Source organism: Ruegeria sp. ABV4_181, assembly GCF_056158465.1.
This window is the reverse complement of the sequence record NZ_JBSWTI010000002.1, coordinates 1529732-1553256: the sequence shown is the minus strand read 5'-3', so window position 1 is coordinate 1553256 and position 23525 is coordinate 1529732. Positions and strand designations below refer to the sequence as shown.

General features: G+C 56.8%; 21 protein-coding genes. 3 read left to right on the top strand and 18 right to left on the bottom strand.

Annotated elements, in window-relative coordinates:
* Positions 1–78: 78 nt before the first annotated feature.
* The 12 genes from ACXAC3_RS07660 to ACXAC3_RS07605 all read right to left on the bottom strand — a co-directional run bounded on the left by ACXAC3_RS07660 (position 79) and on the right by ACXAC3_RS07605 (position 14216).
* A complete protein-coding gene (locus ACXAC3_RS07660; protein ID WP_475158343.1) occupies positions 79–1860 on the bottom strand; it encodes a thiamine pyrophosphate-binding protein in 1782 nt (593 codons plus the stop codon).
* Positions 1860–3269 (bottom strand): aldehyde dehydrogenase family protein, encoded by a 1410-nt coding sequence (locus ACXAC3_RS07655; protein ID WP_475158342.1) that lies wholly within the window; start codon positions 3267–3269, stop codon positions 1860–1862. Before ACXAC3_RS07655 ends, ACXAC3_RS07660 begins: the two co-directional genes overlap by 1 nt.
* Positions 3250–4164, bottom strand: a complete 915-nt coding sequence (locus ACXAC3_RS07650; protein WP_475158340.1) for a sugar phosphate isomerase/epimerase family protein — start codon at positions 4162–4164, stop codon at positions 3250–3252. Before ACXAC3_RS07650 ends, ACXAC3_RS07655 begins: the two co-directional genes overlap by 20 nt.
* Before the next feature lie 154 nt (positions 4165–4318).
* Positions 4319–5509, bottom strand: coding sequence for a Gfo/Idh/MocA family protein (locus tag ACXAC3_RS07645; RefSeq protein ID WP_475158335.1), 1191 nt, complete (start codon positions 5507–5509; stop codon positions 4319–4321).
* The gene (locus ACXAC3_RS07640; protein ID WP_475158333.1) at positions 5502–6176 is read right to left on the bottom strand and encodes a hypothetical protein; all 675 of its coding nucleotides are present in this window, start codon (positions 6174–6176) and stop codon (positions 5502–5504) included. The genes ACXAC3_RS07645 and ACXAC3_RS07640 overlap by 8 nt, the downstream gene beginning before the upstream one ends.
* A complete protein-coding gene (locus ACXAC3_RS07635) occupies positions 6166–7356 on the bottom strand; it encodes a Gfo/Idh/MocA family protein (RefSeq protein ID WP_475158331.1) in 1191 nt (396 codons plus the stop codon). The genes ACXAC3_RS07640 and ACXAC3_RS07635 overlap by 11 nt, the downstream gene beginning before the upstream one ends.
* On the bottom strand, positions 7343–8179 hold the full coding sequence (locus ACXAC3_RS07630; protein ID WP_475158329.1) for a citryl-CoA lyase: 837 nt from the start codon (positions 8177–8179) through the stop codon (positions 7343–7345). Before ACXAC3_RS07630 ends, ACXAC3_RS07635 begins: the two co-directional genes overlap by 14 nt.
* Positions 8176–10068: a bifunctional sugar phosphate isomerase/epimerase/4-hydroxyphenylpyruvate dioxygenase family protein gene (locus ACXAC3_RS07625; protein WP_475158327.1), complete on the bottom strand. Its 1893-nt coding sequence runs from the start codon at positions 10066–10068 to the stop codon at positions 8176–8178. The genes ACXAC3_RS07630 and ACXAC3_RS07625 overlap by 4 nt, the downstream gene beginning before the upstream one ends.
* The gene (locus ACXAC3_RS07620; protein ID WP_170328647.1) at positions 10068–11363 is read right to left on the bottom strand and encodes a TRAP transporter large permease; all 1296 of its coding nucleotides are present in this window, start codon (positions 11361–11363) and stop codon (positions 10068–10070) included. The genes ACXAC3_RS07625 and ACXAC3_RS07620 overlap by 1 nt, the downstream gene beginning before the upstream one ends.
* Positions 11360–11935 carry a TRAP transporter small permease gene (locus ACXAC3_RS07615; protein WP_475158324.1) on the bottom strand — a complete coding sequence of 192 codons (576 nt, stop codon included), beginning with the start codon at positions 11933–11935 and terminating at the stop codon, positions 11360–11362. The genes ACXAC3_RS07620 and ACXAC3_RS07615 overlap by 4 nt, the downstream gene beginning before the upstream one ends.
* Positions 11936–11965: 30 nt before the next feature.
* Entirely contained in the window at positions 11966–12976 is a 1011-nt protein-coding gene (dctP, locus tag ACXAC3_RS07610) for a TRAP transporter substrate-binding protein DctP (protein WP_475158323.1), read from the bottom strand.
* An 88-nt stretch (positions 12977–13064) separates the two neighbouring features.
* Positions 13065–14216: a Gfo/Idh/MocA family protein gene (locus ACXAC3_RS07605; protein ID WP_475158320.1), complete on the bottom strand. Its 1152-nt coding sequence runs from the start codon at positions 14214–14216 to the stop codon at positions 13065–13067.
* Positions 14217–14364: 148 nt separating this feature from the next.
* Here ACXAC3_RS07605 and ACXAC3_RS07600 point away from each other — a divergent pair, with 148 nt between their 5' ends.
* Positions 14365–15018: a GntR family transcriptional regulator gene (locus tag ACXAC3_RS07600; protein WP_475158319.1), complete on the top strand. Its 654-nt coding sequence runs from the start codon at positions 14365–14367 to the stop codon at positions 15016–15018.
* 259 nt (positions 15019–15277) lie between these two features.
* Here ACXAC3_RS07600 and ACXAC3_RS07595 read toward each other — a convergent pair whose 3' ends face one another.
* Positions 15278–16228 carry a helix-turn-helix transcriptional regulator gene (locus tag ACXAC3_RS07595; RefSeq protein ID WP_475158316.1) on the bottom strand — a complete coding sequence of 317 codons (951 nt, stop codon included), beginning with the start codon at positions 16226–16228 and terminating at the stop codon, positions 15278–15280.
* A 78-nt stretch (positions 16229–16306) separates the two neighbouring features.
* On the opposite strand from ACXAC3_RS07595, the gene ACXAC3_RS07590 reads away from it, so the two are divergent.
* Positions 16307–16801: a DUF1579 domain-containing protein gene (locus tag ACXAC3_RS07590; protein WP_475158314.1), complete on the top strand. Its 495-nt coding sequence runs from the start codon at positions 16307–16309 to the stop codon at positions 16799–16801.
* Between the two features lie 164 nt (positions 16802–16965).
* Positions 16966–17598, top strand: a complete 633-nt coding sequence (locus ACXAC3_RS07585) for a tyrosine-type recombinase/integrase (protein WP_475158310.1) — start codon at positions 16966–16968, stop codon at positions 17596–17598.
* A 249-nt stretch (positions 17599–17847) separates the two neighbouring features.
* Here ACXAC3_RS07585 and ACXAC3_RS07580 read toward each other — a convergent pair whose 3' ends face one another.
* From ACXAC3_RS07580 to ACXAC3_RS07560, 5 genes are all read right to left on the bottom strand, one after another.
* Positions 17848–19050 (bottom strand): ABC transporter permease, encoded by a 1203-nt coding sequence (locus ACXAC3_RS07580; RefSeq protein ID WP_475158307.1) that lies wholly within the window; start codon positions 19048–19050, stop codon positions 17848–17850.
* Between the two features lie 5 nt (positions 19051–19055).
* A complete protein-coding gene (locus ACXAC3_RS07575; protein WP_475158305.1) occupies positions 19056–20198 on the bottom strand; it encodes an ABC transporter permease in 1143 nt (380 codons plus the stop codon).
* Positions 20195–20905 carry an ABC transporter ATP-binding protein gene (locus tag ACXAC3_RS07570; RefSeq protein WP_475158303.1) on the bottom strand — a complete coding sequence of 237 codons (711 nt, stop codon included), beginning with the start codon at positions 20903–20905 and terminating at the stop codon, positions 20195–20197. The genes ACXAC3_RS07575 and ACXAC3_RS07570 overlap by 4 nt, the downstream gene beginning before the upstream one ends.
* Positions 20905–22011, bottom strand: a complete 1107-nt coding sequence (locus ACXAC3_RS07565; RefSeq protein ID WP_475158301.1) for an efflux RND transporter periplasmic adaptor subunit — start codon at positions 22009–22011, stop codon at positions 20905–20907. The genes ACXAC3_RS07570 and ACXAC3_RS07565 overlap by 1 nt, the downstream gene beginning before the upstream one ends.
* A 90-nt stretch (positions 22012–22101) precedes the next feature.
* Complete coding sequence (locus ACXAC3_RS07560) at positions 22102–23148, bottom strand: helix-turn-helix domain-containing protein (RefSeq protein WP_475158300.1); 1047 nt, start codon at positions 23146–23148, stop codon at positions 22102–22104.
* Between the last annotated feature and the right edge of the window lie 377 nt (positions 23149–23525).

Genomic DNA, 23525 nt, shown 5'->3' with positions numbered 1-23525 from the left:
GGGACATATTGATATCTGCTCGAACACGGATGAGCATTGACGCAAGATACTGGGCGTGTCCGAACGCGCCCAGTATCTTTAAGTCGCGACGTGAGAAACCTTTTTATCTGGCGAGTAGATGTCCAGGATGTTCCAATGTCCCGTTGTTGGTGTCGGGTTGTTGATCATTGGGACGTCGAGCACGGTTGGCTTTCCACTGGCAATTGCCGCTTCCAATGCCGGCAACAGTTCATCGGCTGCGCTGAGCCTGTGTCCCTCCGCACCGTAGGCCCGCGCAATGTCGGCATAGCCCGGCCCGTTTGCGGGCGCTTCGGCTGATCCGGGGAATGTGGTGCCGTAGGTCAGACCGTAATGCGCCTTTTGAAGGCCCGCGATGGTGCCGAAGGCGTTGTTGTTCATCACCAGCCAGATGATGCCCAGATCAAGCTCAACCGCCGTGGCCAGCATTGAGGGGTTCTGTCCAAAGCCCCCGTCACCGACCAGGCTGATCACCACCCGATCAGGGGCCGCCAGTTTCGCGCCAATCGCACCAGGAGGGCCAAAACCCATCGTGGCGAACCCGCCCGGGGTCAGGATCGAGCCGGGGGTCAGGATATCGAATTGCTGTCCGACACCGTTCTTGTTCCACCCAACGTCCGTGGTGATGATGGCATCCTCGGGCAGTGCCTTGCGGGTATCTGCCAGAATACGCTCGGGCATCATCGGAAAGGCCGACGAGGTCGCCATTTCCACGTTGCGCGCTTTGAATTCTGTCCTGAAATCCGTGATCTGCCGTTCCAGCGCGGGGCGGTTGAAACCGTCCGGATACATCTCGCGGGCAACTCGGTTGAGGACACGTAACGCGGCCTTGGCGTCCGCAACGACGCCGATTTCGGTGGGATAGTTCCGACCGATCTCCTGCGGTTCGATGTCGATATGAATGACCTTTGAGCCGGGAATATTGAACGTATAGCCGGGATACCAACTGGAGCAGTCGGCCTCCTTAAACCGCGTGCCCACGGCAAAGATATAGTCGGCATTCAGACAGGATTGGTTGACCAGTTCGGTGCCCCAAAACCCGGTCATGCCCAACACCAGCGGATGGTCGTCCCGCAGCGCACCCTTGCCCATCAGGGAATGCGCGACGGGCAACCCCATATGTTCGACGAAGCCGCGCAACTCCTCGCTGGCTTGCGCCAACAGGACACCGCCGCCGACATAGGCGACCGGGTTTTCGGCCTTCGCCAACGCTTCGACAATCTCGCGCGCGGTTTCGTCGTCGATGGACGGTTTCTTGAGCGCGCGCGTGTTGTCGCGGATGCGGTCGAAGCTGTCCGCGGGGATGACCTCGGAAAAGATGTCCATGGGGACGTTGACCAACACGGGGCCGGGTTGGCCGGTTTCAGCCAGATGAAACGCCTTTTCCAGAATTTCGGCCATCAGGTCCGCGCGATCCACCCGCCAAGCGCGTTTAACAAAGGGGCGATAGATCTCCCACTGGGCCGCGTCTGCGTGCAGGTTCACCTCCTGATGCGGATGCTTGCCATAGTAATGCGTCGGAATGTCCCCCGCGATCACCACCATCGGGATACAATCCAATGCGGCATTGGCGACCCCGGTGGCGCAATTGGTCAGTCCCGGGGAGAGATGGGACAACACCACCGAGGCCCTGCCTGTCACCCGGGCATAGGCGTCCGCCGCGTGGCTAGCGATCTGTTCATGCCGCACGGTGACGAAATCGATGGGACTTTCCGCCAACGCGGCCAGAACCGCGATGTTCGTGTGCCCGCAAAGGCCGAATACATGCTTGACCTCACGACGTTCGAGGAAGTCAACGATATGTTCGGCAACGGTCTTATCTTCCAGTTTCGCTCCGTCCATCACGCGACCTCCTGTCCGTAGAACTCACCGAACAGGTCCGGCTCCGAGGGGCGATCCTCGGGGATTGGACGGCTGACCCAGGTATAGTTCATCATGTGTTTCATGGTGACGTTTTCGTTGGTGATGTTACCGCCCCAGATGCCGCAGCCGAGGCTGCTGGTCATGGGCATGCCATTGGTCCAGGCACCTGCGTTGGCTTTGGACTGAGGCTGTCGCACCATCATGCGGCTGACCGGAGCCAGACGCGCCAACCGGTCGATGTGATCGTCATTGTGGCTGTAGATGCCGCAGGAATGGCCCTTGCCCCCGGTGTTGTAGATCTGGCTGACCGTTTCCAGCGCGTCATCGAACGTGTCGAAGTGATAAAGCGCCATCAGCGTGGTCAGTTTTTCCTTGGAGAACTTGTGCTGCGGGCCGATTTGCCCCTGATTTTCAACCATCAGAAACTTGCGATCTTCGGGGATGCCAAAACCGGCGACCTTGGCCGTTTGCTGCGGCGGACAGGCGATGGTTGGGAAGGTACGGTTGCCCTTGTCATCCCACATTGCCGCTTCGAGCATGGCCTTCTCTTCGTCAGAACACAGGTAACCGCCTTCGGCCTCAAGCGCCTTGATCATATCGTCGTAAACCGAGCGCTGGATGATGATGTTACCGTCGGCCGAACAACCCGAGCCAAAGTCAGACGTCTTTGAAATACGGGTGTTCTGAGCAGCAATGTCCAAGTCAGCTGTCTCATCGATGACAATGGATGAATTGCCCGCGCCGACACCATAGGCTGGACGCCCTGAGCTGTACGCCGCTTTGACCATGGGTTTGCCACCCGTCGCCAGCGTCAGGTCACAAATCTCCATCAGATGTTGCGTCAACGGGATCGACGGCTTGCGGATCGACTGGAACAGGTCTTCGGGGGCACCGGCGGCACGGCAGGCTGCACGCATGACCTCGACCATCTCAAAGGTGGTATGGGCGGTTCGCGGGTGCGGGCTAAAGATGACGGCATTCCGGGCGTTCGCGGCGGAAACACCGGTCACTGGTGGCGTCATCGCCGGGTTGGTCATCGGGATCAGGGATGCGATCACACCGGCAGGTTTGGCATATTTAACCAGACCTTTTTCCTCATCAACCTCGACGATGCCGGTCGAGGGTGTGCGCAGGACATCGCGCAGCACCATGTGAATCTTGAACCGCTTTGCTGGACGTCCCGCACGATCTCCGATACCGCTTTCGTCCACGCCTTGCTGGGCCAGACGGGTGAAGGTTTTCTCGTTTCCTGCGTACCACGCAATGGCCTGAGACAGGCGGTCCAGCCTGTCCTGATCCCAATCCTCGATCTCGGCCATGGCAGCGCGGGCGCGTGCCAGCATATCGGCCGCCATATTGCGGTCGTTTTCAGTGAGCTCTTTGCCCATGATAATCCTCTTGGTGTTTTGGAATTGCTGCATCGGGCATACGACGCTGTGACCGCGCCTCGCCGAATGTTCGTTTGGCGTGGCTGAGACAGCGACGCGCGTGTTCTTCATATCCCAACTCGGCAACGCGGCTTTGGTTTGGCAGTTCAATAGAATAATCAACGGGCGGCATCCGTTCGATTATGCCGGTGAAATCAATCCAGCCTTCGCCAGGATAGAGCCGCGCATCGCGGGCTAGTTGGATCATACCCTCACGCGTATCGGCGATGCCGGGCAGGCAATCAGAGATATGCAGGAAGTGAAACAACTCCGAGGGGACGTGCAACAGCTCTCCCAGATCGACACGGCTGAGGTGCAGGTAGAGTGTGTCGACCAGAATACCGCCATTCGGCTGATCAGAGGCGCGGACAATATCCAGCGCCTCATCCAGAGTGCGCAGGCGGGAAAAGCTTGGAAACTCCAAATCGACCGTCAGCCCATAGGGTGCTGCCAACTCGCAGGTCTCGGAATAGACGTCGATCAGAAAATCACGATCATCGCGGGTGTTTGTCCACGCGCTCATGATCATGCGTTTAGCGCCCAGTTCCCCGCCGATCTCCAGAGAAGGCTCAAAACTGCGCGGATCGGCATCTTCAGTGATGCGCGCCAGTTCGACATCAAGGACTTTCAAACCGGTTGTGGAGAGCGCAGTTTTGGTAGCCTGCACCTGTGCCTTGTCGATCGGGGATTGGGTGAATTCTCCGGGCACATGCATCGGAATGAATCGGGGACTGACGGCATCGTAACCGGCCCGGGCGGCGATATAGACCAGCTCGGGCGGCGTACAGCCAATCAGCGTCAGATGCGCCAAGGAATAGAGAGAGGGGCTTGCGCCAGCCTCTTCGGGTTTCACCATGAACGACAGCTCCACGTGTCTGCGAATTTAAATTTCATCACACGTAGTAAAAAATATCTGATATTTTTTAAAATATCAACATTTAATACTGAGCAGGAAATGAAAACGCCCGGGCAATAGCCCGGGCGTGTTTTACATTCGTGTTGGCAGCGCCTTAGAGAGTGACCCAGTCCCCTCCGGACTGGTGAGAGCGCACAGAGGCATCAATGAATCGAACACCGTCTGCGCCTTGATCGACACTGGGAAAAGAGAGCCAATCGGCCGGAACGGTAACGCCATCCCGACGCGCGGCGACGGCCATGGCAAATTCCGTATAGAGGTTGGCCCAGGCTTCGATAATCCCTTCGGGGAAGCCGCGCGCGGTCCGGATCAGACGTTCCGCGCCAGGGCCGATACCGTGCCCGTGACCTCGGCTGATGATACGATCCGGCTCACCAAACCGATTGAACTTCAGCTGTTCCGAATTCTCCAAATCCCACTCGAGACCTCCTTCGCTCCCGAATATGCGCAACCGCAACCCACCCCGATTTCCGGGGGCAAGGCGTGTTGCCATCAAGGTTCCGGGGACTTCATTTTGGTAACGGGTGAACATGAACACCGTGTCTTCCAAAGGCTTTGGCGCGCCGCAAACATGGAACTCGGCCCTCAGGTCGGTCATCGGTAAGCCCGAAACAAAACTGGCCAGATGCGCGGCATGGGTGCCGATATCGCCGACACAACTGGTCGGACCTGAAATCTTTGGGTCCAGCCGCCATTTGACGTGGGGCGCATCAGCCACATCATCGGGCGTCATCCAGTCTTGCATGAACTCAACATGGATTTGGTTGATCTTGCCGATACCGCCTTCGGCCACGATTTGTTTGGCCTGACGGATCACCGGAAAACTCGACATCGCATAACCGACGGCAAAAACCTGCCCCGTGCGCGCGGTAATCTCCTCAAGCCCCTCGGCCTCGTCGACTTCGATCGTCAGAGGCTTGTCGCACAGCACGTCAATGTCCGCCTCCAGAAACGCTTTGGCCGCTTCGAAATGAACGTGGTTCGGGGTCGTGATCATAACGGCATCCACGCCATCCGGGCGCGCCGCCTCGGCCTGTGCCATCTCGTCGAAGGACGCATAGCACCTGTCTGCTGGCAGGAACCACTCGGCCCCACGTGCTTTGCTGCGCTCGGCATCTGAACTGAGCGCGCCTGCGGCGACCTCCCATCGGTCGCTCGTCCTCGCCGCCATCGCTTGCGTGACCGAGATACGCCCACCGCCAACAACGCCCAGCCGCAAACGGCGAGACAACCGGGGGAAAGGTCCGTCAAAGTTCAGGTCTTCGGGTAAAAGTCTCTCAGCCATTCCGAACCTCCATTTCCGGTACCCGTACGCCCTCAGGCAGTATTTCCACCGCCATGAAGATGCTGGGGGTAATCGTCTCGTACTGATGCCAGGGATAGTTGCCTTCGGCGTCATACATCGGCTTGTGCGTCGTGCCCGGCGCCATAAATTCTTCGAGGTAAAGGGTTTCAACGTCCCGCTCACGACATTGCTGCATTTTACCGAAGCCAACAATTTGCGTATGCACTTCGCGGAACCCCGGCACCGGGCAGAACGGATGATCTTTGTGCAATCCGACATTCAGTGGGACCGAGCCGGAATGGTACATGGTCAGTCCAACGTTACCCACGAAGACCTTCGGCGACATGTAGTGGCTGACACCGCGCAGACGCTCCTCTTGGCGAACATCAAAAGCAGATGGCCATGTATCTTTCACCCATGCGAACAACTCGTTGTCATCGGCATGGGCGTCGAAACCGTGGACAATGACGGTACGTTCCACGCCGCTAAGCTTGCTGTCTTGCACGATCACAGAGGAAAGCGGTGCAATGGTCTGATCCTCGACAGAGAGATTTCGCCCCCCAAGGTTAAGGACGATGGCGCGACCCTCGATAGAAATTCTGCGCTCGTCAGTTATGTGCTGGACGCGAAAGAATGGCTGAGCAAAGTCGAGTGTCTCAATCGGCATGAACCAATTCCTTCCTCTCATCGTTAAGGAAATCGACCGGCAAAGGCTCCGGAGCCGCGCAACGGCTTTCTATTGTCTGATAGGCGCCAAATTTCGGTGCCCGTTCGATCGCGTCCATGACCTCAAAAACGTGGTAGGCAAGCGCTCCACCTGCACGGGGTTGGCGTCCTTCTTGTGTCGCCAAGGCCAGATCCAAAAGGCCGAGCCCGCGGCTGTCCTCATTGAACCCGTGTTTGTTTTCGACCACTTGCCAGTCTTCGCGACCAGTTGGACGAGGCTGATGAGACCAGCGCGAGGTGTCCCGCGTCTTCAACCAGACATCCCCCTGAAAGATGTTGGCGCCATGAACCGGGTCAGGGTCAGGGATGCTGATGGTCCCGTCTTCGCCATAGATCTCGAACCGCGGAGTTTCGCTGTCCCAGACGTCGAAGCTCATGGTCATCGACCCTATGGCTCCAGATGAAAACTGAAGCAGGCTTAGGGAGTGCGTGTCGACCTCCACATCCATCCATTCGCCGTTGCGCGGGCCGTTTTCGATCATCCGCTGGTCAAATGTCCGCCGTGCCATTCCGGCGACCCTGTCAACGGGACCAAGGCAGCAAATCATGGCGGTCAGGTAGTATGGTCCAAGGTCCAGCAAGGGCCCGCCACCGGCCTGGTAGTAGAAATCCGGGTTAGGATGGTGGCGCTCCGTCCCGTGGGTCCCGACATGGGCAAAAACTCCTGTTGGTTTCCCGATAGCGCCTTCATCGATCAAGCGCCGAACGGTCTGCCAACGTCCGCCCAGAAACGTGTCGGGTGCGCAACCGACCAGTAGCCCCTTTTCAGAGGCCATGTGCAGGATCGCCCTACCGTCCGTTCGATTCATAACCAACGGCTTCTCTGAATAGACGTGCTTGCCCGCCGTCAACGCGCGCAGGCTGATTTCGGCATGCGCCGCCGGAATTGTCAGGTTCAGAACGCAGTCAATCGTCGGATCGTCGAACACCTCATCTGGCGTGCAGGCTTTGACGATGCCATATTTATCCGCCTTGGCGCGGCTCTCCTGAGGATCGAGGCTTGCACAAGCCGCAACCTCGACGTTCGAAAACTTTGATAGTGTTTTTAGATAGATATCACTGATACGACCACAGCCGATAAGGCCGACCCGGAAGGATTTCGATGTCTCACCTGTCATCATTCCTGTCTTCATAGAGGGGTAAGTAATTCGGGGGCATCGGCCCTTTGTTCCGACCCCCCTGGTTCATCTGCTCCCAGGCGTGGGCAAGTATTCCAACCGAGCGGGACAGGCAAAACAGCCCCCGCGACAAGGGCGCAGGAAAGCCAAGTTCGCAAAAGATCACCGCCGTTGCGCCGTCGATATTCATGGCGATGGGCCGACCGCCGCGTTGACGGCCAAGCTCGGCCTGAACCTCTTCTCCGATATCGGCAAACCGGCCAGAAACTGTACCTTCTATCGCCGCATCACGAACAAGTTGCATCAATCGGGGCGCACGTGGATCGACGGGTTTATGGAACCTGTGACCAAAGCCCGAGACGATTTTGCCATAGGTCTCGCGCCAGCTGTCCAAGCCATCCCGAACAGCGTCATTCAGCGAAGCTCCCGCATCCATGCGGACCGCGATATCAAAATAAAGCTCGGCGCATTGCTCCCCTGCCCCACCGTGTACGTCGCCCAGCATGTTCACCGCAGTTGCCATCGCATTGTTCAGCCCGACCCCGCAGGTGGCAGCCATGCGCGCCGCCGCGATCGAGGGGGCCTGCGGACCGTGGTCCACGCCTGCGACCAAAGCGGCCTCGAACAGGCGCGCTTGCGCGTCGCTGGGCAGATCTCCCCGCACCATCAACCAGATCATCTGCGGGAAAGATACGTTCCCGATCAGGTCCTCTATGGCGTTGCCGCGAAAAGCGATCTGGCCGGGTTTCATGTCGATGATGGAGGTACGCCACCATTGGCGAACGGCGCGCTCATCCATTGTCATGTTTTCACCCAGCACGGTCATTGAGTCTGCACCTCTTTGAGCGGTTGAGTTTTGCTTTGCGCGGCAAGGCGAATGGGCGCGTTTCGCGCGCCATAACCGGCGTAACCAGTTCGGCGCTCAACAATTTCAAAGAAAAAGCCGTTGAAGATCGGGCGGCTGTAGATTTGAAAATACTCGGCACCCGCTGCCCGGTCGTAGAGAATGTTGCCCTCGCGCAGTTGGGCGATCAGATCATCATCCAATCCGAAGGTCGCTTGCAGATCGGCGTAGTAGTTTTCCGGGATCGCCAAACTGGGAAAGCCTGATTTGCGCAACTGATCCGACGTTTCAAAAATATCATCCGACTGGAAGGCGATGTGCTGAACACCGGCCCCAAACCCATCTTCAAGGAATGACGCTGCCAGCGTTCTACGCCCAACGGCCCCGTTCAGGTTCAGGCGCACTTCGCCTTCGGGACTTTCGATAGCTTGGCTTTGCACCACGCCGGACGGGTCGGCAACGTTCACAATAGGAGACTTTGCCATCTCAAAAGTCGAAATGTAGTAGAGCAGCCAGCTTTGCATCTCATCGTGACGCATCGTCTGTGCCAGATGGTCGATACGGCGCAGACCGGCAGGCTGGGTCGCTTTAGTCTTAGCGACTGGCTCGAACTCGATATCCCATACCCGATGCAGATCAGATTTCTCATCAATGAAATGGACGACGTTGCCGCCAACACCTCGGATGGCCGGGATGTCCAGTTCCCCGGTCCCTACCGGCTGTGAGAAATTCGGCGCGCCCAAGGCGGTCGCCCGCTGAACCGTCTGATCCGCATCTTTGACACGCAATCCCATGTCACAAACGGAGGGGCCGTGACCCAGGAACGCCGAATGGGCAAAGCCTTCCTTTTCGGTGTTCACAACGATGTTGATAGCACCCTGACGCCACAACTCGACGGACTTGCTCACATGCTTTCGCTCCATTCGAAAACACATTGCTGACAGCATATCTGCCAGTTGCGCGCCGCTTGTTTCGTCGGCTGTAAATTCGACGAACTCAAAGCCTGACGCATAGACGCGCTCAGGCAGGTCCGGGATGCCGAAATCGGTTCCCGGCTCGGTCCGGGATACCTCATCCAGAAGGTTCACCAGCGACCTGTAGCTGTCTCGGGCCAGTGTACGGCCACCGGGTTGAGGAGCTGCTTCGTTGACGCGCGCAATGGACCAAGGCCCCTTGTAACCGGCGCGGGACAAAACCCGTACGAAGCCCGCAAGGTTCAGCGACCCAAGCCCCGGCAGAAGCCCAAAGTGCCGTTTGAGCCGACGTATATCCATCTCAAGCCGGGGTGCATCGGACAGTTGCACATGGAACAGCTGCTCTCCGGGAATGTCCCGAAGGCGGGCGGGTTTGGACCCGTCTGCAAGCGAGAAGAATGAATTCAAAGCCAACCCCAGATGAGGGCTGTTGACAGCTTCAACGACACCTAACGCCTGCTCATCCGAGTGAACAAGATCCGACCATGGCAAGCCCATATAGGCCAGACGCAATCCCATCTCTTTCGCGATCTCGGCCGCTTCGCCAAGATCTGCGATTACCTGTTCTTCGGTCGCAGCGGCATCGACCTCGAAAGCAGACCCGATGAGCAGCAGTTCCGTTCCCAACTCGCTCATCAGGTCGAGTTTGCGTTTCAGCCGATCAAAGGCGCGCTCCTGTCCACCGCCGGACTGGCCTTCAAGGTTATGGAAGGGTTGCAGCAGGCAAATCTTAAGGCCGAGATCTGATGCAATGTTCCGAATTTGCGATGGCGGCCCGTCAAAAGCGGTCAAATCCGGTTCGTGCAATTCGACGCCCCCGAATCCCGCGTCAGCGATAGCACGCAGCTTTTCGGCCAGATCACCGGGGATCGACGTTGTCGAAACCGAGAGGCACATTATCCCTGGTACCCAAACATACGCGGCAACCATAGGACCAGATCAGGCATCAGCATCATGATCACCAGGGCGAAGATTAGCACCGCGAGGAAGGCCCAGATTTCCGAGATGATTTCGCGCAGCGGAATGTCCGTCACGGCGTTGATCACGAAAAGCAGAATGCCATAGGGCGGCGTGATCAGGCCGATCATCGAGTTCACCACGACCAGCACTCCGAAATGCACCAGATCAATCCCGAGCGCTTCGCAGGTTGGAATAAACAGGGGCACGATCACCAGAATGATCGTTGTTGCGTCCAACACGCAACCCAGCGCGAGGATCAGCAGGTTTACGAGGATCAGGAAAACAATCGGGCTGACATCCGACCCTTCGAGCAGCGCTGAGATCGACTGTGGGATTTGTTCCTGAATGACGATGAAGTTCAGAATGAACGCGCCACCGATGACCACCCCGACGGCTGCGGAAGAGCGCGCGCTGTCGACGAACACTTGGTAAAGGCCACGGAAGGTCAGCGCGCGGTAGAACAGCGCTGCCAGTAGCAGGGCGTAGAATGCAGCCACGGCTGCAGCCTCAGTCGGAGTAGTGACGCCGCCATATATGCCGTACAACAGGATTGCGGGCATCAGCAGTGCCGGAAACGCGTTGGCGGTTTTAGCCGGCAACTCGCGCAACGGAACAGGTTCTTCCAATGCAAAGTTCCGCTTTCCGGCCAAATAGTAGTTCATCGCCATGAGGACGACGCCCATGATCAGGCCCGGCAGAATACCGGCCAGGAACAGCGACCCGATAGAGGCCTTGGAAACGAGCGCGTACAACACCATCGGGATCGAGGGCGGAATGATCGGGCCGATCGTCGCCGACGCCGCGGTGATTGCGGCAGCATAACCTCGGCTGTAGCGACCATCCTTGGTCATCATCTCAATGATGATCTTGCCGATCCCTGCAGCATCCGCGACGGCAGAGCCGGACATGCCGGAGAAAATCAACGACGCAACCACGTTGACGTGCCCGAGGCCGCCCTTAAATCGCCCGACAGCAGCGACGCAGAAATTCAGCAGACGGTCCGTGATCGACCCAGCGTTCATGATATTCGCGGCGACGATGAACAAAGGCACGGCAAGCAGGATCGTGCTTTTGTAGAAGCCTTGCAGGATCTTCTCGCCCGCGAGGGCGACGTCCAGTCCGGCCGTGCCCAGGTACACTAATGAGGCCAAGAGGATGGAATAGCCGATAGGGGTCCCGATGCCTGCCAGAAGAAAGAGAGCGAGCAGGCAGGAAAGAAGTTCAAAACTCATTTGCTTGCGTCCTCGTCGTCTTCACCGTCAACCCGGGGGTGATCGTCAACCACGTTGTACCCAACGACCAGTTCCAGCTCGGTCTTTGGCGGTCCGTTTCGCAGGATATCGAAAAACAGCCAGCCATAGCGTGCGGCCACAACCAGCATGAAGACCGCATAAATCGAAAACACGGTCCGCAGGGGAACCTTCTCGCCCGAGAACGGGTTTCGCACGGTCGCCGTTTTGCGGATTTTCATCCAGTCGATGTAGTCCCATGTCGGCAGGAAGCTGTAGAGCATCCCCACCACGATGGCGGCTGCCGCGATCATGGCAAAGACCTGACGCACGCGCATCGGCACCGAAAGGTAGATGATGTCGAACTTCACATGGTCCCGTTCGCGCACGATGAAGGCGCAGCTGAAGAAGATCACCCAGACCCAAAGAATGCCGATGAGTTCCAGTGTCCAGCCAGCAGGGGTAAAGAAGTATCGCAGAAGAATTTGGAGAAGGAAGATCAGGAAGATTGCCGCCAGCATCCCGCCGGCAATCGCTTCGGTCAGTCGGGAGAACCCCTTTATGAAGCCTTTCATTGTGGTTCTCCCTCCCTTGTGTAGATGAGCTTAGTTGCCCAGAGCGTTGATCTGTTCCAGGACACCGTCTGGCCATGCTCCGGCGAATTCGCTTTCCAGATACATCGATTGCACCTGATCGCGGAACGCCGCGAGGTCGGGCTCATAGACCTCCATGCCTTGCTCCTTGAGGAAGCTGACAAGGTCCTCTTCTTTCTGAAGCTGCTTCTGGCGGCCAGCTTCAGCGGCTGCGTCGGCAGCTTCCTGAACCTTGGCTTGCTGTTCCGGTGTCAGGCCGTCCCAGACCTCTTTGCCGATTGCGATGTAGTTCAGGTCAACCAGATGAGACGTCAAAACGATCTGGTTGGTCACTTCGTAGAACTTCGCGTCCACAACGGTCGGCAGCGGGTTGTCCTGACCGTCTACGGCCCCGGTCGACAGCGCGGTGTAGACTTCCGAAAACGCCATTGGTGTCGGGGCGGCACCCAGAGCTTTGCCAAGGAATTGCCATGCGTCTGTGCCCGGCATCCGCAGGTTCACACCTTCCAGATCGGCTGGCGTTGAGACGGTCAGCTCATCCTTGGGCTGACGCAGGTTCACCTGACGACGACCCAGATACATAACCGACAACAGTTTGACGCCCAGCTCTTCTTCGGCCTTCTGCTTAAAGGCATCCATTAATGGATCGTTGAAGACAGCCACCTGATGCGCCGCGTCCTGATGGACGTAGCCGGCGGTGAAGATCGAAAACTCGGGGAAGAACTGCGCCAGTTCCTGCGCCGATGTGATCGACATTTCCAGGTTACCTCGGCTGATGGCGTCCAACTCAGTGCCTTGGGCGAAGATAGTGCCATTATAGCTGGGCTCGTAGCTTGCGAAATCAGCGACCATGGGCGCGAAAACCTCGGCCATGGCGACCGAGCGCTGGTCGGTCTCCGATCCTGATGTTGCGAGACGAAGTTGCACTTTGTCTTCCGCCAGTGCGCCGCTTGTTGCACTGAACAGAACACCGGTTGCGACCAGGGCTGATACAGCAGCCCGGCGGGTAAGTTTGGTAATCACTTTGCTCCTCCCTGAGACATCACGATGCATTTTTCCGATTCTGAGTTTTGCCCTATTTTGGACATTTTGCAAGATTTTTTCCAAAATATCAGATATTTCCTATTACCTGCAGTCTCTGTTGTTGTATTTCAAGAAGACTTCTTACTCTGACAGTCTCGCCAGTCCTGCAGGAATTCTGAATGGCTTCAATGACTTGAAGTGTTCTGAAGCCTTCCCAGCCGGACACAATCGGATCTGCTTCGTGCCGAGCAACTTCGACAAAATGCCTGAGTTGATTGACCAGTGGGTCAGAGGAACCCTTCTTCAGCGCGGTTGACGAGATTGGAATCCACCAATCCCTTTGCTCACTCTGATAGCTCCACAGTCGAAGATCGGGGACGGACAACGACCCATGAGAGCCACCTATCATGTAGCTACTCTCAGTGGTCGACGGATAGATTGGATATTCCTGAGACGTCATCTCCCAACTCCACGGAGCGACGATGCTGTCGGACACACTGATGGTCCCAATCGCTCCGCTTTCAAACGTCAACAGCGCGCCCGCGACATCTTCGTTGTCATAACCGCGTTGCGATGCAGCCGACTGCGCCTGTACGGTCACGACTTCTCCGGCCAGGTACCGCAGAAGATCCACATCATGGACAAGATTGACCGAAATGGGTCCTGCCCCGGATTTCTTTCGCCATGGCGCAGCATCAAAATATTCGTCGGGCTTATAGAACCAGCAATTCGCGTGGACAGCGCGCACATCCCCAATCTTCCCATCGACGATGGCTTCCTTAGCTGACTTGATCAGAGGATTGTGCCGACGATGATGGCCGACCATCAGTGGCACATTGGCCCTCTCCGCTTCTTGGACAAGCTCCAGTGCAGCGGTGGCTTCCACGGCGATCGGTTTTTCGACGAGAACGGGACAACCATGTCGAATACATGTGAGGCCTTGTTCGACATGAAGCGTCGTCGGGGTCGCAAGCACAGCTCCGTCCAGCGTTTGATTTGCAAACATTTCTTCGAGGGTCGCGTAGCATGCGACCCCGTGCTCAACGGCGTACGCACGGCCTTCGTCGCTGGGGTCGACCACCGCGACAAGATCCACATGGCGCAACGCTCGGATAGCGTCTGCGTGGCGGCGTCCAACGAGGCCAATGCCGACAATAGCAATGCGAAAGTTCTTAGACACTTTGCTTCCTTCTGGAAGGTCCGGAAAATCCCGAAACCGATTATTGAGACCGGGCTGCATTGCCCAACTTGGCCGCGACCGTATTGGGGTTTTCGCAATTCCGCAATAATATATGATATTTTTCTTTTTACCAGATTTCTGTTTGGATTGCTGGTGTCTGCAAAAAATGCTAATTGAAGGAAGAAACTGAGAATATCGGGTGAAACGCATGGCGAAACAGCCGTCCACGATAGGTGCAAGCACCTATCAGCGCATCAAGCGGGATATCATCTTCGGAGAGTTACAGCCCGGTTCCAAACTGAAGCTGGACGCCTTGAAGGAACGCTACTCAGCAAGCCTTTCGACACTTCGTGAAACGCTGAACAGGCTCGCCAGCGACGGATTTGTCGAAGCTCCCGAGCAACGGGGTTTCCTGGTCACGCCGGTTTCACCCGAGGATCTGACCGAGATAGCGGAACTGCGCGTCCTGTTGGAATGCCACGCATTGGAATTGTCGATTGCAAATGGCGATACGGATTGGGAAGGCAACCTCGTCGCCGCACATCACAAGCTGCACCTGATGGAACAGCAGCTTCTCAAGGGCGACGAGTCCGAGAAAGAGACCTGGAAAAGATATGATTGGGAATTTCACCAAGCGATGATCGCGGCCTGCAACTCCAAGAACCTTCTGTCTCTGCACTCGATCATCTACGACAAATATCTGCGGTATCAGATGCTCGTGCTGACCTATCGCGGCGAAGAAGCCGTCAAGGAGCACAAGGGCATGTTCGATGCCGCGCTGGCCAGAGACGCGGGTACGGCGAAGAGACTGTTGGAAGATCACATTCGAAATGGCCTCACCCACACGTTGGAGGCTATGTAAGGCGGCATGCTGATTGCGTGTTTCGACGTCTTCAGGTCGACTTGGCAGGGAATATCTCAATTTTCTGCGTCTAAACCGAGAAGTTTGTGAACGGCCCAGACCCGACATCCGGCCTCCAGCTGCGATGCTGCGTTGCAGCCCACATTGCCGACTTTCGCCGCGACCGCGAAATCGAAGCTATAGCGAACTCACACAGTGCGGGCGTTCGTTGCGATCGCCAAGGGTGCCCGCTTACTGCACTAAGCGGACATCGGCGAAATCAAGATAGGTTTAGAGCGATAACCTTGCGGGCCTCAGCGATCACGTCTTTTCGAAATGCGGCTGGCTCATGCACCTCGGCCTCAGAACCCAGAGCTAAAACATCGCGAACGGCCTTCACGCCAAGTTCCATTTGTACGCACACAGAGAACCATCCATTTCGTTTCGGAATCTCAATAGGCGACTGCGGTGCAAAGCCTCTTTCCGTCAACATGCGCAAACCGGTTGAACTGACCCGAAGTTCAACTGGTTGAGACTTAAGCCGGCGCTCGAAATCTGCGATCCAGCTGTGCCAAAAGGCGCTGACATCAAAAGTCCTCGGCCGAGAGAACGTTTCGTCAAGAAGCTTGATGCTCTGTATGTTTGCAATCTTGTAGACACGTGGGGTTTCGACGAGCGCGACGAGATACCAGTTACCAGCTTTCAGGACAATCGCCAGGGGCGACACAATACGGTGCACGACACCGTTCCAGCTTTCGTATTCTATCGACAGCTGCCTTTCATTCCACACCGCCGAGGCAACTTCAGACACAAATGGAGCCATGGTTTTCTTTTGATACCAACCCATCGGATCCAACAAGAACCTCTCTGAAACAACAATGGCCTGATCGCGCGTCGTGCCAGAGAGCGACGCCATGACTTTCAGCTCTGTTTGGCTCGCGGCCTCCAGCAAACCAAGATCATCCAATGCGGAGCCAAGCCCCGCCAACAGCAGGCTGCGCGCTTCATCTGCGTCAAGGCCCGTCAATCGGGTCTGGTAACCATCCATCAACCGATAGCCGCCATTGCGTCCGCGTTCGGCGAAAACCGGGACACCTGCATAGCTTAGCTGGTCGATGTCCCTGTGGATCGTGCGCAAGCTGACCTCAAATTCGTCGGCCAGCTGCTGCGCCGTCATCAGGCCGCGGGTTTGAAGGCACAACAAAATTGACAGTAAACGAGAGGATTTCATCGGCTCTCCAAAAAACATGACACGTTATGTCGGGTTATCTCTCTCATAAGCAGTCATGTCACGGAGAAAGGACAATCCATGCAAACCGATCGCGGCCGCGAGGCTACAAACACCGTTCAGAATGATTTTGACTTCATGTTCGGGTCTTGGACAGTACAGCACAGACGCCTAAAAGAGCGGCTAACCGGCTGCGATGATTGGGAGGTTTTCGCAGGCCTTTCGCAAACGCAGCCAATCCTCGCAGGCAATGGAAATGTTGAAGACAACCTTGTCGAGCTTCCTGGACAGCCTTATCGCGCCATTGCCCTGCGCAGCTTCAATCCAGGTTCAGGGGAATGGGCAATCTGGTGGCTCGACGGTAGATCGCCCCACAGGCTTGATACACCGGTAAAGGGTAAATTCACAGGAGATACCGGTGAATTTCGCGCGCATGACGTGTTGAACGGGCAACCCCTCATCGTCAGATTTCTTTGGAAAAAAGGGCCGGTCCCACGATGGGAACAAGCTTTCTCGACTGATGCTGGAGCCACCTGGGAAACCAACTGGACAATGGATTTCACGCCAGTTGCCTGACGAACGACCGGGTTCTGCGGGGTAACGGACTTTGGAACCAAGCGCAGCATCGGCAAAATGGGCTCATCGCGGACCTCGGAGGCAGCGCAGCATGCTGTGATAAAATTCTCCGGTCAACGTCGGGTTGTCGTTGTGGGTGGGCATGGCGGATCGGAGGATCAACCATGGAAACCCCAAACTTACCTGCCATTCGTGCTCTTCGCCCAGCCTGGAACAAAGGACGCATCGTCGGCCAGAAGCGACCGCTGGAACCAAAGCATGTCTGGGCAATCCGAGTTCGCCTCGAGCTTGCCGAAAATCATCGCGATCTTGCGCTCTTCAACATGGCAATCGACAGTAAGCTCCTCGACTGCGATCTGGTGAAGATGAAGGTCGCCGATGTCATGTCATCGGGTCAGATTAAGGAACGGGCTTCGGTCCTTCAAAGCAAGACGCAGAAACCCGTGCGCTTTGAGATATCGGAAGGCACACGTGCCTCTGTTGAGAAGTGGATGGAAGATGAGCTGATGGTCGGTTCGGAGTACCTTTGGCCCGGCCGATTTCATGAACGCTTGCACATCTCGACACGCCAATATGCACGGATTGTCCGCGATTGGGTCACGTCGATCGGTCTCGAAGCAAGCGCCTACGGAACCCATTCAATGAGGAGAACCAAGGTCACTCAGATCTACAAGAAGACCGGAAACCTACGCGCTGTTCAGCTTCTTCTTGGCCACACTAAGATGGACAGTACAGTCCGGTATCTCGGCGTCGAACTCGAGGATGCCTTAGCAATCGCCGAAGCGATAGAGATCTAACGTTAACGGGCCGCTCTCGCGGGCGGCCCATACCGGTCACTCGACACACGGGCGCGATGCTGTACTAGCTGCCCGCATTGCTGCCGTTCGCTGCGCCTGCTCGACTTCGTGCGTAACAGTTCCGCCACTTCCGAATTGGATTGTGGATGGTCTGGCAGAACCGGGGCGTGGCCGTTCACTGACACGTATCTGTTTCGCAAGCGCAATGCGGTGAGAGGAATTTTTTGAGCACTTAGTCGACTTAAGTCGCTACCCGCGCCGCCTCATTGCATCAGAAATTGGTAGTCGTGCCGCGAATATCGCGGGTAGAGCTCCGCCAATGGCCCCAATTGCCAATCCAACCAGCGCGGCACTTACCATTACGTCTCTGCTGACCACCAGCTGGAAGGCCAGTTTTGCGCCGTTTGCGCCCATTGTGCTTGCCTGCCAGCCATTCATCAACACCCAAGAAACGGTGAGGCCCAGGCCAACCCCGAGTACAGACAGCAACATGGCTTCCAACCATGTCGCCATGCAAGCGGGCAGACGGCTAAATCCCAATGCGCGCACGGTGGCGATCTCGACGGTTCGGTCCGAAACGGAACTCATCATGGTATTCAGCGCCCCTGCGACCGCGCCGATAGCCATCAAAATCGCGATCGGCCACCCAAAGTATCTGACCAGCTGCGACGTTCCGGCAGATTGGCCGGCGTAAAACTGGGCCTCGGTCAGCACCAAAAGCTGAGCCCCAGCAAATTCGGCAGCCGCCCGGTTGAGCCCGTCAACCTTATCGGTTTCAGCCAGCCTCAACCGCAGGCTTTGCACCTCGCCCACACGATTGAACGCGGCCGCGACGGCTTCGACATCGCCCCAAATCTCTGACTCCAGGGCGCTGCCAAAGCTTGCAAAATGACCGACAACTGTCCAATCGACCGGACCGAGCCGAACCTGATCACCAATGCCCAAGCCAGGATACCGGGAGGCAAGTTGGTCACCCACCACGATCTCACGCGTACCGGGCCGCATTGCGCGACCGGACGACAAAGTCACCCCGGTGCGAATACTGGGTCCCGTGTCTTCCATGCCTCGCAGCGCCAAAGTTTCACCCAAGTCATCGGCGCGGCTGCGAAACTCGACAGGAACCACAAGTTCTTGCGACAGGATCGGCACATCCCGATCGTCGCGCATAGCACCAATATCTTTGCGCATCGCCATAAGAGACCGGACAACATCCGAGGGGATCTCAGAGTTGCCTTCCTGTCGCGTGCCACCACCAAGGATGACCGCGACATCCGGCGATCCCGCACTTTGCAGCGTGATCTCGAACCCACGTGCCATTGCGAGAAATCCGCTCAGGACACAAACGACCAGCATGATCGACCCGACCATGGACAGGGAAATGGCCAGCCTGCGGGGGAGACTGAGCAGTGAGGCGCGGCTCATCGCGATGATTTGTCGAAGGGTTGAAGGCATCAAGGTCACCTCGTTCTGAATGCTGAAAGGATCGGCGTTCGCATAGCGGCCAGCGCTGGAAGTGCCCCGGGGGCTAGGCCAAGAAGAAAAACCAGCGCAATTGCGCGCAGCACAACGTTCTGGCCGAAAACCAACCCCAGAGCGGGCGGCAGGGCGAGGCTGGTCAGTTTTGCCAGCCCGATGCCAATGGCACCGCCCAGTATGAAAACGAAAAGGGCCTCGGACAGAACCATCAGCAGGATGCGCCAACGGGAAAACCCGAGGGTCTTCAGCACGCCGATCTCGAAACGCCGCTCGCGCAAGGCGAAGACCATCGTATTAATAACGATCATCAACAGGGTCACTAACGACACGCCAACGACCAATGTGACGACGTGTTTCACGTCGGCATATTGACTCAGGAAAGCACTGAGAAACTGTTTCTCTGACAAGGTGCGCGTGGGGGCTGCTGAATTGGTGAAAAGCCCGTCAATGCGCGGTGCCAGGTGTTGCGGCGCGACGCCCGGAGCCGGACGCAGCGCGAAGGTAGAAACAGTATCTTTGCCTCGCGCGCGGCCTTCGTTGATATAGCGGTACTGGGCAAGAATGAAGTATGTGTCTGTGCTGGCGTTTTTTCCATCGAAAATTTCGGCAATCTCAAACGTCCAATCCCGGCTTCCATCGTTTCTTTTGGTATGAAAGGCCGAAACTGTCATCCGGTCGCCGATTGTCCACCCCTGCGCCTCGGCAAGGGCGCGGCCCACAAGAACCTTGTCCCGCTCTGAGCCGAGAGCTTCTATCATGGGAGGGGTCAGCCCTAGTTCTGCCCCGTTGACAGCCAGCAGCTTGTCCGGTTCTCCGGCGCTGACCGCTACGACGTTGCGCGCGTCACCGACGCTGCCGCGCAGGCGTGTGACCGGACTAATCTCAGCAACACCTGGCAGCGCTGCAATGCGCGGCAGATAAGCCATTGGCAACGGCTGACTGCGACCGGCCGCGTTCATCACCCCGAGCAAGTCATCACTGGCTGCGGCGGTACCCTGTGACCCAGCGATGAAACTGGTTGTCAGCCCGTAGATGAAGAAGGCTGTGACAACAGACACAATCAGCAAAACGCACCTAAACGGTTTGCGCATCGCGCTTTTGCGGGAGAGGCCCAGAAAAGTCATGCCATCACCTGCACGCGTTCGACAAAAATACCCTTATCGAGATGCAGAGTCCGGTCAGCCGCCTCGGCGGCTTCAGGATCATGAGTCACCATGACAATGGTCTTGCCAAGCTCCCGGTTCAGATACGTAAGCATGGTCAGAATCTCATCAGCGGATTCGCGGTCGAGGTCGCCGGTTGGCTCATCACACAGCAGCAACGCAGGATCAGACACAATCGCACGGGCAATGCCGACGCGCTGCTGCTGCCCGCCGGACATTCGTGCAGGGTTTTGCCGACCACGTCCGCCAAGACCGACAAGGTCAAGAATTTTTGCAACCCGCTCGCGCCGGTCAGGCGCCGAGATCGGTTTCAACAGCAGGGGAAGCTCTATGTTTTCCTCTGCGGTCAACATCGGCAGCAGGTTGTAGAACTGGAATATAATCCCAAGATTATGCGCGCGCCATGCAGACCGGGCAGTCTCACCCATATGATCCAGACTCTGGCCTGCAATCCTGATGTTGCCGGACTCCGGCGCGTCAATGCCGGCAAGCAGATTGAGAAGAGTGGATTTTCCTGACCCCGATGGCCCCATCACGGCGACAAATTCACCCTTTTGGATAGAAAGATCGAGATTGTCGAAAATTGCTACGCTTGTGCCTCCGGTTCGGTAGGTCTTGCTGACACCGCTTAAAGCAATGAAGGGATCGTCGGTTTCGGAGATCGTCATTAAGGGTTAGCTCCCGATTGTGCGTGAACATGCAAAGGTGATGGAGGAAGATCGATCCTGATGCGTGCGGCCATGCCCGGCCGTAACCCAGAGGGCGGATCGATAGGTTTGAGGCGTAGTCCGACGGTACCATTGGCGGCATTTACCTCAGGCGCGACGCGTTGCAGTACGAAGGGAAAGGGATGATCGGGAGAAGCGTCCAGAACCGCCTCCCCGAGAACATCCTTGCCCAATAAATTGACTGCTTTTTCAGTCACATCGGCATCGATCACTAAGTTATCCAGATCGGCGATTGTAATCAGACCGCTTCCGTCATGGATCGCATCGAGCCGGTCGAGCACAGCGTCGCCAACATGCGCAGAAATCTGCATCACCGTCCCAGAGATCGGTGCACGAACGGTCAGATCGGCGACACGGTCTTGTGCAATTCGGACAGCAAGATCAGTGGTCGCGACCTCGGCCTTTGAATATTCGACTCTGTTGGCTGCTATGCGCGCGGCGGTCTGTGCTTCTTCTAACTGATTGCTGGCAATAGCGCCCCTTCGGGTTAGTTCATCCCGCCTTTGCAGTGTCGCGTCAGCCTGCGCCTCGGAAATGCGCGCGGCAGTGAGCGACAGCCTCGCCGCGTCAAGCGCTAGCTTTGCGTTTTCCAGAGCAAAAATGACCTGCCTGTCCTGGATCAAAAAAAGGGGTTGGCCCTTGGCGACCCTGTCTCCGGGCGCAACGAGAATGTCAGCGATTAGCCCACCCTGCTCGGCGTAAACAACAGCCCTTTGCGGCGCGATGACATAGCCAGATCCGGTGATTTCCCGGGCAGTGGGTACTGTTGCCGAAACGGGTGGTTCCGGGCTGGAGTATTGTTGGTTTGATATTGATGGTGCACCGGCGGACATCGTATTGGAGGAGGCGACATCAAGGGGCAGGTTTTCAGACCGAAGGACAAAAACTGTGCCGACCGCCAGCAGCAATAAAGAGCTCAGTGCCGCCAACACTGTGCTGTAAGACCGAGGCCGCTCGCCCAAAGCGGCTGTTTTGGGCGCCGGATAGGCTGAAAGCTCTTTCAGTGTCTCGGCTAGTTTTTTGTTATGATCGGTGACTGTTTTCATGTCACCAAGGTCAGTCGCAAACCGCAATTACGCGACCTTGAACATGATTTAGGACGTTCGAAATCGCGATTTAGTCAGTTGTGTTCAGTATCAGGATGCCCGATCTGGCCTTGATCCCTTGGCTTTGCGCCATTCCAGAGGCGTCATACCTGTGACACGCCGAAATTCTCGGTTGAAATTGGATTTCGTCTCGAAACCAACGCCAAACATGATTTCGGTGACTGGCCGCGTGCTGTTTTGCAACTGCTCACAAGCCTCGCCAATGCGAAAATCGTTAACATATTGCGAGACGTTTTTCCCCGTCGTCTGGTTGATCGCCGCCGAAATTTGCCTGGACGGTATAACTGCTCTGCGCGCGAGTTGGGCGAGATTAAGATCCGCATCCCGATAAATCTGCGTGTCCTTCATCAACCTTTCTACTTTTGCCAGGATCGCAGAATTTTCTGCGGCGCTTGAGACGGAGTGCATCGCGGTCATCGGGCCTGCTCTCTCACTCTCCTCCGCCGTCCGACCGCGGCTTGCGACTGCAGCGGCCAAAGATAGAAACAGCAAGGTTGCGACATTACCGATGGACACTAGTTGCGGCAGATGGCGCGCGCCCGTGGTCGCAATGTCAATTGTGATCAACGTGTCGATCGCCGCGGAGAAGATCAATACAAGCGCTGCAAAAACCAGAGCGCGATGAACTGAGCCCACTGCGTCCAATGCCGTTACTTTGAGCGCATCCGCCCCAGACCGCAGCAAGAACAGGATCAGGGCCGCGTAGATAAGAAACGTTGCGATAAGGACCACATCCAGCGCAGCGGGCCAGAACAACATGGACAACAAGACCGTGACCAGGGGAAAACCATGCGGCAAGATTGAATAGCGCTTAGCAACGTGGCTTGAACCAACCAGTTGCAAAGATCCGATGTACACCAAAGGTGCCATCACACTCGCGATCGGTGGTGAAATAAACCTGACCCACTCGATCCCGTATCCAAATCGCAAACCGATCAGCAAGGACTGAAGCGCCGCACACGCAATCAAAAGCAAAAACGCCGGGTTATTTGGTCGCTCTCCATCTTGCCAGGCCAAGCGCGTGAAAAGCAGCCCCAATAACAGCGTGACAACGAAAGGCAGCGGTACAAAGATCATAATCCAGGGGCAACTCGGCAGGCATGAAGGTAGGTATCTCGACGAAAGATGGGACACCTGCGGCCAATGGTCTAGTGCTCAACGGGGTGTTTTTAAGGTTGGTGTTTGGATTTTCCCGCTTAGGACGTGTAAATAAACGGATGCTTGTCCGGGCTTCTATGCCCATTGCTTGTAGCTGTTGCCTTTCCTAGGACGGCCCAATGCCGACCTCGCCGGTGCTGCCCAACGCTGCGTAGCAGCTACGCGAGACCGGACCTTCGCTGCAACACGAACTTTTGCCGACCAAGCTTACAAAGATTGAAACGCAGCGGCCACTATTTGAACGGTGCGAAAGCCGGCTTCCTGAGATTGACACATTTTCTTTCGGGCGCGCGATA

What these genes read in the sequence shown, in the direction of transcription:
- ACXAC3_RS07580 (WP_475158307.1), bottom strand. Translation starts at nt 19,050, where the DNA reads ATGCCTTCAACCCTTCGACAAATCATCGCGATGAGCCGCGCCTCACTG.
- ACXAC3_RS07575 (WP_475158305.1), bottom strand. Translation starts at nt 20,198, where the DNA reads ATGACTTTTCTGGGCCTCTCCCGCAAAAGCGCGATGCGCAAACCGTTT.
- ACXAC3_RS07590 (WP_475158314.1), top strand. Translation starts at nt 16,307, where the DNA reads ATGCAAACCGATCGCGGCCGCGAGGCTACAAACACCGTTCAGAATGAT.
- ACXAC3_RS07645 (WP_475158335.1), bottom strand. Translation starts at nt 5,509, where the DNA reads ATGGCTGAGAGACTTTTACCCGAAGACCTGAACTTTGACGGACCTTTC.
- ACXAC3_RS07605 (WP_475158320.1), bottom strand. Translation starts at nt 14,216, where the DNA reads ATGCAGCCCGGTCTCAATAATCGGTTTCGGGATTTTCCGGACCTTCCA.
- ACXAC3_RS07640 (WP_475158333.1), bottom strand. Translation starts at nt 6,176, where the DNA reads ATGCCGATTGAGACACTCGACTTTGCTCAGCCATTCTTTCGCGTCCAG.
- ACXAC3_RS07565 (WP_475158301.1), bottom strand. Translation starts at nt 22,011, where the DNA reads ATGAAAACAGTCACCGATCATAACAAAAAACTAGCCGAGACACTGAAA.
- ACXAC3_RS07595 (WP_475158316.1), bottom strand. Translation starts at nt 16,228, where the DNA reads ATGAAATCCTCTCGTTTACTGTCAATTTTGTTGTGCCTTCAAACCCGC.
- ACXAC3_RS07635 (WP_475158331.1), bottom strand. Translation starts at nt 7,356, where the DNA reads ATGATGACAGGTGAGACATCGAAATCCTTCCGGGTCGGCCTTATCGGC.
- ACXAC3_RS07620 (WP_170328647.1), bottom strand. Translation starts at nt 11,363, where the DNA reads ATGAGTTTTGAACTTCTTTCCTGCCTGCTCGCTCTCTTTCTTCTGGCA.
- ACXAC3_RS07650 (WP_475158340.1), bottom strand. Translation starts at nt 4,164, where the DNA reads ATGGTGAAACCCGAAGAGGCTGGCGCAAGCCCCTCTCTCTATTCCTTG.
- ACXAC3_RS07585 (WP_475158310.1), top strand. Translation starts at nt 16,966, where the DNA reads ATGGAAACCCCAAACTTACCTGCCATTCGTGCTCTTCGCCCAGCCTGG.
- ACXAC3_RS07615 (WP_475158324.1), bottom strand. Translation starts at nt 11,935, where the DNA reads ATGAAAGGCTTCATAAAGGGGTTCTCCCGACTGACCGAAGCGATTGCC.
- ACXAC3_RS07655 (WP_475158342.1), bottom strand. Translation starts at nt 3,269, where the DNA reads ATGGGCAAAGAGCTCACTGAAAACGACCGCAATATGGCGGCCGATATG.
- ACXAC3_RS07625 (WP_475158327.1), bottom strand. Translation starts at nt 10,068, where the DNA reads ATGTGCCTCTCGGTTTCGACAACGTCGATCCCCGGTGATCTGGCCGAA.
- ACXAC3_RS07560 (WP_475158300.1), bottom strand. Translation starts at nt 23,148, where the DNA reads ATGATCTTTGTACCGCTGCCTTTCGTTGTCACGCTGTTATTGGGGCTG.
- ACXAC3_RS07570 (WP_475158303.1), bottom strand. Translation starts at nt 20,905, where the DNA reads ATGACGATCTCCGAAACCGACGATCCCTTCATTGCTTTAAGCGGTGTC.
- ACXAC3_RS07630 (WP_475158329.1), bottom strand. Translation starts at nt 8,179, where the DNA reads ATGACCGTGCTGGGTGAAAACATGACAATGGATGAGCGCGCCGTTCGC.
- ACXAC3_RS07600 (WP_475158319.1), top strand. Translation starts at nt 14,365, where the DNA reads ATGGCGAAACAGCCGTCCACGATAGGTGCAAGCACCTATCAGCGCATC.
- ACXAC3_RS07660 (WP_475158343.1), bottom strand. Translation starts at nt 1,860, where the DNA reads ATGGACGGAGCGAAACTGGAAGATAAGACCGTTGCCGAACATATCGTT.